5 protein-coding genes are annotated in these 13,060 nt (G+C 52.6%); 2 read left to right on the forward strand and 3 right to left on the reverse strand.

Translation table 11 applies throughout. From position 1 onward, the window contains the following. Window positions 1-108 precede the first annotated feature (108 nt). Together DXU84_RS18055 and pbpC are read left to right on the forward strand one after the other, a co-directional pair. Window positions 109-6,126 carry an MG2 domain-containing protein gene (locus DXU84_RS18055; protein ID WP_153376430.1) on the forward strand — a complete coding sequence of 2,006 codons (6,018 nt, stop codon included), beginning with the start codon at window positions 109-111 and terminating at the stop codon, window positions 6,124-6,126. Between the two features lie 56 nt (window positions 6,127-6,182). Continuing rightward, window positions 6,183-8,552: a penicillin-binding protein 1C gene (gene pbpC, locus DXU84_RS18060; RefSeq protein ID WP_121019995.1), complete on the forward strand. Its 2,370-nt coding sequence runs from the start codon at window positions 6,183-6,185 to the stop codon at window positions 8,550-8,552. Between the two features lie 14 nt (window positions 8,553-8,566). Here the strand turns inward: pbpC and DXU84_RS18065 are convergent, their stop codons facing one another. From DXU84_RS18065 to DXU84_RS18075, 3 genes are all read right to left on the reverse strand, one after another. After that, complete coding sequence (locus DXU84_RS18065) at window positions 8,567-9,682, reverse strand: fimbrial protein (protein ID WP_112198406.1); 1,116 nt, start codon at window positions 9,680-9,682, stop codon at window positions 8,567-8,569. 9 nt (window positions 9,683-9,691) lie between these two features. After that, entirely contained in the window at window positions 9,692-12,235 is a 2,544-nt protein-coding gene (locus DXU84_RS18070; RefSeq protein WP_153376432.1) for a fimbria/pilus outer membrane usher protein, read from the reverse strand. A gap of 72 nt (window positions 12,236-12,307) precedes the next feature. Beyond that, window positions 12,308-12,994, reverse strand: coding sequence for a molecular chaperone (locus DXU84_RS18075; protein ID WP_013573597.1), 687 nt, complete (start codon window positions 12,992-12,994; stop codon window positions 12,308-12,310). Window positions 12,995-13,060: the final 66 nt, after the last annotated feature.

Consider the following 13,060-nt stretch of genomic DNA (forward strand, 5'->3'; position numbering starts at 1 on the left):
AATAATCATTATCCTGCGGCGCAATGCGTTGAATTTAATAAAAGTCCTGATTCGCATAAAAATATCACTTCTGGCGATGGTTCACAGGGATTAGGGGTACAGCAACAAATGGATTTATTAAAATTCTTACTTCGTCTGCCTTTTACATTGATAAAAGGTGTTTTCCGCGTGCTGGCTTTTGTTCTGGGCCTGCTGGGGCGTGTCTTCAAACCGCTGGTCGGGAATATTGACTGGCGGGCGCCTGCCTGGTGGACGGCCACTTCCGGCTGGCTGAAGCGCAGCTTTACACGGATGGAAAATGGCGTAGATAAATACCCGAAAGCCATCAGTCTGGCGATTCTGGTTTTGCTGTGCGCCGCAGGTGCTGGCGTTTACGGCTGGCACTGGTGGCTCAATCGCCCGCAGCCGATAGAACCTGCACCAATGGTTTATCAGAACACCAGCGTGAGCGTCAGCGGCCCCGAGTCCGTCAATTACGCCGCGCAAAAGCCTGCACCGCAGCAAGTCATTTTCAGTTTCCGTCATTCTGCCGCGCCCGTGACGGAAGTGGGCAAAGTGGTCGAAAAAGGGATTTCCCTGAAACCTGCCACGGAAGGTGAATGGAAATGGGTAAGTGGTTACACCTTAGTGTTCACGCCTAAAAATCCGCTGCCGATGGGCAACAAATATGATGTGAACTTCACCCCTGATGTGCTGCTTGCGCCACAAATTAAACTGGCGAAAACTCGCTATGAATTTTCTGCCCCGGCTTTCAGTTATCAGTTGGGTCAGGCCGAGTATTATCAGGACCCGCAGGATCCCCAAAAACGCAGCGCGATTTTTAACGTTAAATTCAACGCACCGGTGGATGTCGCCAGTTTCGAAAAACAGATTTCGCTTGGCCTGACCGAAGGGAAAGCCAAAACCGGGACGAAACTCAATTATTCTGTGGTCTATGACCAGAAGAAACTCAATGCCTGGGTACATTCCGAACCGCTGAAATCGCTGGATCACGGTGGTTCCGTGCGTGTCATCATTGGCGAAGGCGTGAAAGCCTCTGTACCCTCAAATGCCACCGCGCAGGCGAAGAATGGCGTGGTGTCCGTGCCGACGCTCTATAGCCTGACGGTGAACGAAGCCAGCGCGCAGGTGGTGGATGCCGATGGCGTGAAAGGCCAGCGTGCGCTGATCGTCGGGTTCAGCGACGCGGTCAAAGACAAAGATATCCGCCAGGCAGTCAAAGTGTGGTTACTGCCACAGCATAATCCAAACGATCAGGACGAAGCCAAAGGCCCGGATGATTACGCAAGCTGGGCAGTCGACAGCGTCGAGAATAATGTGCTCGCGCAGGCCACCCCGCTGAATATCCAGCTTAATGACGCGGAAAGTGATTATCAGCCGCAGTTCAGCTTCCGTTTCGATGCGCCAGCCCACCGTGCCATGCTGGTGGAGATTGACAATATTCTGACATCTTCCGGCGGCTATAAAATGCCGGAAAAAGTCTACCGCATCGTTCAGGTTCCGGATTATCCGAAATCCCTGCAATTTATGTCGCAAGGCTCGTTGCTGTCGGTCAACGGTGACAAGCAAATCAGCGTCGCGGCGCGTAACGTACCGGGGCTGCGCCTGGACATCAAACGGGTGATCCCTAGCCAGCTGCAACACATCGTGTCGTTCAAAAGTCGTGAATATTCATCGGCGGAATTTAACCGCCTGAATGACGAGTATTTCACCGAGCACTTCAAATATCAGACGGCGGTGAATAACGACAAGCCGGGTGAAGTGAATTATCAGGGCGTCGATCTTTCGCGTTATCTCTCCACCGATCCGACCTCGCATCGCGGCGTATTCCTGCTGACGCTGTCGGAATGGGATCCGAAAAAGAAAGAAGTGAAACCGGAAGCGGATGACGACGGCAATGTGTATCAGGATGAAGACCAGAGCGGAGATGAAGCGCCGGTTGGCGATTCGCGATTCGTTGTTGTCACCGATTTGGGGATTATTGCCAAGCGTTCGCAGGATAAAACACGCGACGTATTTGTGCAGTCAATTCACAGCGGCACACCGGTGGCAAATGCGAAAGTCTCGGTTATTGCTAAAAACGGCGTCACGCTGCTGACTCAAACCACCGGTGCTGACGGGCATGTACGTTTCCCGGCGCTGGACGTTTATACCAGCGAGCGTCAGCCGGTGATGTTCCTGGTGGAAAAAGAGGGCGATGTCTCCTTCCTGCCAGCGGACCGGAATAACGATCGCGGCCTCGACTTCTCCCGTTTTGATGTCGATGGCGAAATCACCCCCAATGACCCGCGTACGCTGAGCAGTTATCTGTTCTCCGATCGCGGCGTTTATCGTCCGGGGGATACCTTCAATATCGGGTTGATCACCCGCGCTGCCGACTGGAGCAACGGGCTGACGGGTGTGCCGGTGCGTGCGGAAATTCACGACCCGCGCGATAAGCTGATGAGCACCATCCCGCTGACGCTCGGTGCCAGCGGTTTCAATGAGCTGAGTTATACCACTGACGATAATTCACCTACCGGTGAATGGAATGTCTATCTGTATCTGATCGGCAAAGACAATGAGTCTTCCACTTTGCTGGGACATACCTCAGTTAACGTCAAAGAGTTCGAGCCGGATCAGCTGAAGGTGAAATTACAACTGACGCCGGAGCGTAAACAAGGCTGGGTGAAACCCTCAGAATTGCAGGCCAATATTGACGTACAGAACCTGTTCGGTACGCCTGCGCAGGACCGGCGCGTGACCTCGAAACTGACGCTGCGCCCGATGTATCCGAGCTTCGATCAGTTCCCGGATTACGCTTTCTATGAGAACCGCCAGAACAGCGACGGTTTCGAAACGGAACTGGAAGAGCGCACGACGGATGAAAAAGGCGCGGCGAATATCCCGCTGGATCTGAAATCTTACGCTGACGCGACCTATCAGTTGCAACTGCTGTCCGAGGCGTTCGTGGCCGGTGGCGGACGTTCCGTGGCCGCAACGGCTCGGGTGCTGGTATCGCCGTATGACTCTCTGGTCGGCGTAAAAGCCGACGGCGATTTAGGCTATATCAACCGCGATGCAGCGCGCCATCTGAACATTATTGCGGTCGACCCGTCGCTGAAGCAGATTGCGTTGCCGGATCTGAAAGTCGCGCTGATTGAACAGAAATACATTTCAGTGCTCACCAAACAGGATTCCGGCGTTTACAAATATCAGTCGAAAATGAAGGAAGTGCAGTTGTCGGAACAGCCGCTGTCGCTGACGGCGCAGGGCAACGACCTGACGCTGGCGACGGATAAACCGGGTGATTTCGTGCTGGTTATTGAAGATGCGAAAGGCAATGTGCTGAACCGCATTGGCTATACCGTGGCCGGTAACGCCAACCTCAGCCGTTCGCTGGACAGGAATGCCGAACTGAAGCTGAAACTCAATCAGGCGGAGTACCAGCCGGGTGAGGAAATCGTGGTATCCGTTAACGCGCCGTACACCGGCAGCGGGCTGATTACCATCGAGAAAGATAAAGTCTACAGCTGGCAGTGGTTCCATACCGACACCACCAGTTCGGTGCAGAAAATCCGTGTTCCTGCAGGCATGGAAGGCAACGGCTACATCAACGTGCAGTTCGTGCGTGATGTGAATTCCAATGAAATCTTTATGAGCCCGCTGAGCTACGGCGTGATGCCGTTCAAAATCAGCACTAAAGCCCGCCAGAACACTCTCGACGTCAACGCGCCTGAGGTGATTAAACCGGGGGAAAACCTGGTCATGACGGTGAAGACCGACGGCCCGCAACAGGTGGCGCTGTTTGCCGTCGATGAGGGAATTTTGCAGGTGGCGCGTTATCGCCTGAAAGATCCGCTGGAGTACTTCTTCCGTAAACGTGAACTGGGCGTGGAAAGCTCGCAGATTCTGGATCTTATCCTGCCGGAATTCAGCAAGCTGATGCAGCTCGCCGCCGCGCCGGGCGGTGACGCCGGTGAAGGTCTGGATCTGAACGTCAATCCGTTTAAACGTAAGCGCGACAAGCCGGTGGCGTACTGGTCGGGCATTACCGAAGTGAACGGCGAGAAGCAGTTTGATTATCCGGTGCCGGATTATTTCAACGGTAAAATCCGCGTGATGGCGATTTCCGTGACGCCGGACAAAATCGGTAAAGCGCAGACCTCGGCAACCGTGCGCGACAACTTCATCATGACGCCAAACGTGCCGTCGATGGTGGCACCGGGTGATGAGTTTGATGTCAGCGTAGGTGTCAGTAACAACCTCGAAGGGCTGAACGGCAAAAGCATTCCTGTTGCTATCCACCTGACTGTACCGCCGCAGCTTGAAGTGGTGGGCCAGGCCGATCAGAACCTGTCGCTGGCTGAAAAACGCGAGGGCGTGATTAATTTCCGCTTACGCGCCAAAGCCTTGCCGGGTGATGCGCCGCTGGTGTTTGAGGCGACGTATGGCGATAAAACCAGCCGCCGCACGATCAGTACGTCGGTGCGCCCGGCAATGCCGTTCCGCACGCAGTCGGTGATGGGACGCATGAACGGCAGCAGCCAGAACGTCGATAATCTGCGTCAGATGTTTGATGCTTACGCGGTGCGTAACGCGGCGGTGTCCAACTCGCCGCTGGTACTGACCAGCGGGTTATCCCAGTATCTGGCGGATTATCCGTATTACTGTTCTGAGCAGATTGTCAGCCGCTCGGTGCCGCTGATCCTCGAAACCGTGCATCCGGAAATGCGTGGCAATCTCAGCCCGGCGGACAGCAGCAAGCAACTGAAAGATATGCTGGGGGTGCTGCGTTCACGACAGAACGACAGCGGCGCGATTGGCCTGTGGCGTTCATCGCCGCAAACCGATCCGTTCGTCACGCCGTATGTAGTGCAATATCTGCTGGAAGCCAAAGCGGCGGGCGTTGCGTTGCCAGCCGGTATGCTGGAAGAAGCCAATTCGGCACTGCGCGAACTGGCAGCGAATCAGAATGATGATTTGTATACCCTGCGTCTGCGCGCATGGGCGGTTTATTTGCTGACGCGTCAGGGTGAAATCACCACCAGTTCGCTGGCCTCGGTGCAGGATACCTTGCAGCAGCGCTATCCGGACACCTGGAAAACCGATCTCAGCGCGATGTATCTGGCGTCTTCTTACCGTCTGCTGAAAATGGATGATGAGGCGAATACGCTGTTGCAACCAACGTGGGCGCAACTGAGCAAGGCGTATGACAAAGCCTGGTGGACGCAAAGTTACTTTGATCCGCTGGTGCAGGACGCGACGCGGCTGTATCTGATCACCCGTCACTTCCCGGAAAAAGTCTCCGCGATTCCGCCACAGGTGCTGGAAAATATGGTCAAGGCACTGAAAGAGGAACGCTACACCACGTATTCCTCGGCAATGAGCATTCTGGCGCTGGAGAGTTATTCCGCACAGGTGGCGGCGCAGGCCACGGCACCGGATGCGCTGAAAATTACGCAACTAAGCAAAACCAAAAATGTGGAACCGCAGCTGATTTCACAGGTTCAGGGGCTGTTTGCTAAAGCGAATTTCACCGCTGACGCACAGGCACTTCGCATTGAAAACGGCAATAACGCGCCCGCCTGGTACGTGGTGACGCAGGCGGGTTACGATCTGGCAGCGCCGAAGAAAGCCATTTCCCGCGGTCTGGAAATCACCCGCGATTACACCGATGAAAAAGGCAACGCAGTCACGCAGGTGACGCTGGGGCAGAAGATCGATGTGCATCTGAAAGTCCGCGCCAACTCGCAGGAAGGGCAGGACAATCTGGCGATTGTGGATTTGTTGCCGGGCGGATTCGAAGTGGTCCAGCAAACGCCACCGGAACCGGAATCTGACAGCAGTGATGAAAACAGTGAAGCAGAAGCTTCAGCGTCCTGGCAGTCACCGCTGGCGGCATCGGGTTCTACGTGGGCACCGGATTACAGCGATATTCGTGAAGATCGCGTGGTGATTTACGGCAGCGCCAGCACCGATGTGCAGGAGTTTGTGTATCAGATTAAAGCCACCAACACCGGCAGTTTCGTGATCCCTCCGGCTTACGGGGAAGCGATGTATAACCGTGAAGTTCAGGCGTTGTCGGTCAGTGATAAAAAACTGGTGGTCGTGCCGGCTGATGAAGCGGCTGTTGCTAAAAAATAACACAATGCAGAAGCCCCGCTGCTGATGGCGGGGCTTAACCTGTTCTGAGTAGCAAGATGATCACCTTTCGCGCATTTTCTAAAACAGCCAAACGTCTGCTGCAAAACATCGCGATGGCGGTTTTTTTACTGGCGATGATTATTGTGGCATGCCGCCTCTGGCCACATCCGCTCCTTTCTCAGGGCCAGCCTTTTTCCACCGTCTATTATGACCGTCAGGGTACGCTGATGCGCATCACGCTGGCGAACGACGACCGTTATCGCCTCTGGACGCCGCTTGAACAGGTTTCTCCACTGGCGGTGAAAAGCTTGTTGCTGCATGAAGATCGCTGGTTTTATATCAACCCCGGTTTTAACCCGTTCAGCCTGATGCGGGGGTTCTGGCGCAGCTATGTGACGGGTGGAAAGATGCAGGGCGGCTCCACTATCACGATGCAACTGGCGCGGATGCACTGGCATCTGAACACCCGCACGCCATCGGGTAAAATCATGCAGGTTCTGCGCGCGGTGCAACTGGAACTGAGTTATTCCAAACATGACATTCTCGAAGCCTATCTGAATACCGCACCGTACGGGCGAAATATTGAAAGCATTGGCGCGGCCAGCCTGATTTATTTCAACAAAGCCCCGAAGGATCTGACGTTACCGGAAGCACTGACGCTGGCGGTTCTGCCACAATCGCCGAGCTACCGTATCGACTCTAAAACGGGTGTTGTCGGTGCGGCGCTGACGCAGGCTCGTAACCGGCTTTTCCAGCGCTGGCAGGCCCATTATGCAACCGACAGCAGCCAGACTTCATTGTTCAGATTGCCGCTGGCACTGCGCCAGCCCGAACAGATGCCTTATATTGCGCCGCATTTCATCGAGCAGTTACGCCAGCAGAACCCGCAAATTATCCGCACGGATACCCGTATCGACACCACGCTGGATGCCGGTTTGCAGCGGCTGATCGAGCGGCAGGTGAATGCGTTTATCACCCGCAACGAAAGCCGTGGGATTCACAATGCTGCTGTTGTGCTGGCCGATACCCGTGATATGGGTGTGCGTGCGCTGGTCGGTTCCGCCGATTACTACAACCGTACGATTCAGGGGCAGGTGAACGGCACCAATGCGAAACGCTCGCCCGGTTCGGCGCTCAAACCGTTTATTTACGCGCTGGGCATGGAGCAGGGCGTGCTGCATCCGATGACTATTCTCAAAGATGTGCCTTCAGCATTTGGGGCATATGCGCCGGAGAATTTCGACCGGCGATTTCTCGGACCAGTGACTGCCACCGATGCGCTGAACTTCAGCCGCAACATTCCGGCCGTGTATGTGGCTTCACAGCTTCGCCAGCCGACGTTCTATCAGTTTCTGCGTCTTTCCGGCGTGGCGGATATGTCCAGCGAGAACCATTATGGTTTATCGCTGGTGCTGGGCGGTGGCGAAGTGACGATGCAGGAACTGGCAAAACTGTACGCATTGCTGGCGAACCGTGGCGTCTTACAGCCGTTACGGATGCAGAAATCCGATCCGCGGCAGACAACGCCGGTCAGGTTGCTGAGTGAAGAGGCCAGTTTCATCACCCTCGATATGCTGCGCCAGCACCGCCGTCCGGGCGATACGCTGGCACAGGCACCGTCTTCACTGCCAGTTTACTGGAAAACCGGCACGTCCTGGGGCTTTCGTGATGCCTGGAGCGTGGGGGTTTTCGGGCCTTACGTGCTGGTGGTGTGGGAAGGGAATTTCGACAGCAAAGGCAACAACGTGTTTGTCGGTGCCGATGCGGCCGCGCCGCTGTTCTTCAATATTATCGACAGCATTACCGCCAGTTATCCTGATTTGCAGGAACCCAAACGCCCGTTTCCCAAAGGGTTGAAAAGGGTGGATATCTGCCTGGCCAGCGGTGATTTGCCGACGCCGTGGTGCCAGCAAAAAGGCAAAACCTGGTTTATTCCGGGCAAGTCGCCGATCAAAGTCGATACGGTTTACCGCCCGGTGCGCCTCGATAAACTGACCGGTGAAGTGGCATGCCCGCCTTATGAGGAGGACGAAACCCGTACGGAAGTGTTTGAGTTCTGGCCATCGGATCTGGCGAATGTTTTTGCACAGGCAGGGTTGCCAAAACGTAAGCCCCCGGCGAATCACTGCAAGGATGAGGGCGTTGACGTGAGTGGCAATCCGCCACGCATCACGTCACCGCTGAAAAATACCACCTACACGCTGCGGCAGTCACAGCAAGGCCGTGACCGGATTTCCTTTAATGCGGTCACGGATGCGGACAGTAAAACGGTGTACTGGTTTGTCGATGACATCTACCTCGGCAGCTCCGCCAGCAAATCCGCTATCGACTGGCGGCCTATCAATAACGGCCAGTATCGCATTCGCGCGGTGGACGACCACGGGCGCGCGGACAGCCGGTTGGTGAGTATTGAGATTGTGAACTGAACAGCGTGGCAGGCTTATCGGATATCTATTTTCAAGGTCGCCATCCCACTGAATTCGCCGGTATCCAGCCCGCCACCAATGAGGTTAATTGGGTAAGCCGTCATAGAGATGTTTCCCATACCGTTTTGATTCATGGGTAAGTTTCCAGATTCAAAAGGGATCGCTGTACCGCTGGCATTCTCAACGCGAATGCCAATATCGGCTTTATTGTCAGAAGGCCGGCGTCTGGCGACCAGCGTGTACTGATCTGTCAGGTCGTCCCCCTTCAACAGCATGGCAAGCTGTGTACCTGCCGGGATCTTCGGCAATCCATTGGCTGTGCAGTCATACGTAATGTTGAACGTTACAGGAATAAACCCTCTGGGAGGCTGATTGAGCGTGGTGAATTTATTGGTGGCGATGGCACCGAAATTGACCGTGATCGTTTCACCTTTATTGATTTCGCAGCTTTGGGGTACGGTCAGTTTTCCGCTGACGTAGACGCGGGCAACAGGGGAGCCAAGCGGAGGGGCGGTCACTATGGCCGTACCTGATGACAAATAAATCTCAGCGATCTCTGTTCTTGGTATATCCAGTTCTCCGATAAAAGGGGTGGTGATATAAAAAGTTAATGAACCTTGAGAACCAATGTCGAGGCTGGCACGGGTATTTTGCTGCACGCAAACGCCGTTATTATTTGCATCTGTGTGATGCGTGGCATCGCCAAGTGTTTTGGTCGTCGGCACCGGAACATCAGTTGCCGGAGGCAGATCAAGGCTTGCTTTGACATCAATGTGGTCATTAATTTTGTAATATCCCGGCTCAGTTCCCTTAGGTAAGGCGGTTTTTACGGTGTACATCAGCAGTACTCCACTGCGGCTGCTGGCATCTTTGTCGGTACAATTGCAGGCAATGGTGTAATTTTGCATTCCACCATTCATGCTTTTTTCATACTTTTTCCCTCTCTCGTTGTCCGACGCGGGGATGTCTTCATGAAGAAAGTTTTCATAACTCACGCCGGCACCATTTTCTGGCGAGCACATTGCCGATCCCGCTTGTGCGAGGGATGAAAAACTATTTATGGCGATCCCCAACAGTGCGAGCTTTATGAGTGATGTCAGGTTGTGCAAAACCTGTTTTTTAGTGTGCATGAATTATCCTTAAATACACTGAGCCTTCAGCGAATTCACCTGAGAGGTTGAGGCAGAAATGTTGAGTTGAGCCTGACATTGCTGAGATGCGTTATTCCCCCATTTGACATGAAGTAAAACAGGTTTTTCTAACGGGATACCTGACAGATAAACGACGCCGCCCTCATCCACGATATTGCTTTGTTTATCAGTGGCCGCCACGGCACCAAACGGGACTGTGGCCCCGTTTGGTCTGACAAGTGTCACCAAAACTCTGGCCCCCACTCGGGCATCAAAATGTGCCGTCACCATGGCGCCGGAATTCGGGATCACAATGGCTGAGGTATTTTCGATATCTACGTCGTCAGGCAGGGTGGTGGTGTCCATGGCGATACGGTTTTCGTTATACGCAGTCAGATACGGGACGACAGCAAAACCACGCCAGTCTGTTCTGACGCCAGGAAGATTTTGCAGACGTGCCCCACTGGCCCCATTGGTATCTATCAATGCAAAGGAATCACCGAGAGGTTGAGACAAAGTGGCACCCCGGGAATGCGCCACGATCCCGCCGGCAATGCCGTAGCTGAGTTGCTGAGAATCCCTGCTGTAATTGTAACCTGCATTGAGATTGCCAAAGGAGGAGCGGTAAGAAGAGTAAAGGTTGCTGCCGCTTTCACTGTTATGAGCGGTATAACTTTGCTGAACTGAATAGCTCAGGCGACGATCGTCAAGCGCGGTTCCGCTTAATCCAACCTGATGCCGTGTCCCTTCGCCTTTCTGGTGAGAGACATTGTATGTCCCCCAGCTTTGTGGCAACCAACGGCTGAGCGGAATACGGACGTTCAGGGATATCTGTTGATCGTTATCCTGATCCTGTAACTGGCTGTAGGAATAGCTCAGGTTATAGCTGATACCAAACAGACTGTTGTTTAAGCCCAGTGAGAGATTCTTCTCCTTGCCGCTGTTATTCCAGTAGTCCTGTTTGTATCCTGACAGATACAGGCTCGCGCCTTGCCACAATGTCTGATTGATATTGAACTGGATTTTACTGCGTTTGTGATAATCAAGTTCCGGAACATTGTCGCCATCAAGATATTGTGTGGACTCATCGAAGTCGTAATATCCCGCACTTGAGTACCGATAGCTTGCCAGACTGAAATCTGTGTCGGTCATTTCAATATTTTTCGAATACTGGACGCGATATGACTGACCTGAGGTGGTTTGATTATTGTCCAGTGTAGAACGGGCATGGGTAACATCAGCCGAAATGCCGCCCAGCCACCGGAGGTTATAACCCATGCCGATGAGTCCTGAGAGGTAATCTTCAGATACCACAGAGCCACCGTAGGACGTAATGGTGTTTGAAATACCATAGATAGCCGTACCTTGAGCAAAGGTTGGCTCTTTCTCATTGTTATCTGTCGCGCGATAAGTCCCCGCTGTTGCGCTGTATTTCAAACGACCAGGGCGTTGCATGATGGGAATCGCTGAAAAAGGCTGATTAAACCGGCGTTCAGTCCCGTCAGCTTCTTTCACCGTTATCTCAAGATTTCCGCTGTAGGATGAGGGATAAAGATCGCTAATCTCAAAGGCACCCGGAGGGACAAAAGACTGATAAATAATGTGATCATTTTGCCGGATAGTGACTTCTGCATTTGAGTTTGCAATACCCCGTATGGTGGGTGCGAAACCGCGCTGGCTGTTTGGCAGCATATTATCGTCAGAAAAAAGCTGAACCCCGGAGAACGGGACACTGCTGAGAATTTCTCCGGAGGTCGAATTTTCACCGATTTGGAATTTTGATTTTAAGGTTTTGATATCCCGTTCGGCGTAGGTTGAGATCGTATCCCAACGCTTCTCACCTCCGCTGTTGCTGTAAGTCGTATAATTACGTAAGCGCCACGGGCCTACGTTGAAGCCATTTTGCAGATTCAGGTATTGGCTGGAATCATCACTGCCATTTCGGTAACTCCTCTGGCCGCCTGAATAGGAGTAATTTGAGAAAAGTACAGGTGCGCCGTCATCCCATTTTTCCGGATCAATATAGTCTTCAGCTTTTTGAAGGATCGCTGCCTGCGGAATGCTGAAATTAAGCTGCATGAGGTAGAAATCAAATTTGACGTCTGCAGCAGGGATATATTGTGCAAGCGAACCCAAAGGTGCGTCCGGCTGATGATTTTTTAACGCCGGAAACGCATCAACATTGACGCCCAGTAACCGCAATATATCAGGCGTGATCTGTGGCTCAAGCGTGCCGTCTGGTTTGGACAAGTAGCTGATTGAATGACGTATTTTTAATTTTTTATTCACATACAATGCAGTGTCATAGTTACCTGGTAACTGTGCCTGGTCATTACTCTGGAACAACGAGAGGTCGACATCCCCAACATCACCGGCTTGACGCTCGATGAACTGAGGATCGAAATAGACATTTTCTGAACGGGCCGGGTGAGCGGCGAGTAATCCCAAAGCCGTACTGGCCAGCAGGCCACCCAGTTTTAGCACGAGTGGCGCGGAGGTCTTTTTAATGTCTCCAGACAAGCTCTTCTGTAAAAATTTTTCATCCGTGAGCATAGTTTTCTCGTGCTTCTGAGTTGCCGTAATTAGGCGATTGCTGTGAGTTATGGCGTGGCTTTATTGGTCCGGTTACAGAGGTTGCTCATATCGTTCTGTCGTGCCGCCATAGTCATTTATCGCTTCCCATTTCACACTGTTGCCTGAGATTTTCGCGGGAAGAATGACATCCAGCTCGCTCAATGGCGCAATCATGGCCACCTCTTTTAAAAAAGTTGAGCCAATGCTGAGTGAACTGAAAACAACGTGATAAGGGCTCTGATTCTTGATAACGAGATGCCCGTTATTTCTGGAGAAAGTGAGCGCCTTCGGTGCTTCAAACGATTTTCCGGGCAGTTTTGTTGGCCGGTAAAAGAGCTTTATCCGCGTATTGACCACCAGTTTAAGTTCGTTTTTTGTATTTTTTGGCGTTGAAGGTATCGCTTTAACATTGATATAGAAAACGGACTCTCTGTCTGTCGGGAGGACGCTGCCGTTATAGGAAATGCGCAGGTTACTTTCCTGTTGAGCATTCAGTCGAAATAGTGGCGGGGTGATAATAAAAGGACCGCGTGTTTTTTCTCCCCCCGCATCAACCCACGATTGTATGAGGAAAGGATTGTTATCGGCATTATTTTTAACGGAAAGGGTAGCTTCCCTTTTATCTGCATCATAAATAACGCGTGTCCGTCCGACAATAATTCCGCCGGCATAGGTTATTTGTGATGTAACTACTGAAGTTATAATGAAAAGTAATGTTAATATTTTTGACTTACCCATTCGAATATGAATCCTTACAGTAGCAATATATTCATGCGGTAATTGAATAAACGTATAAGAGATGCC

It is taken from the genome of Rahnella sp. RcJ3 (genome assembly GCF_009498575.1).
GTDB classification, from domain to species: Bacteria; Pseudomonadota; Gammaproteobacteria; order Enterobacterales; family Enterobacteriaceae; genus Rahnella; species Rahnella aceris.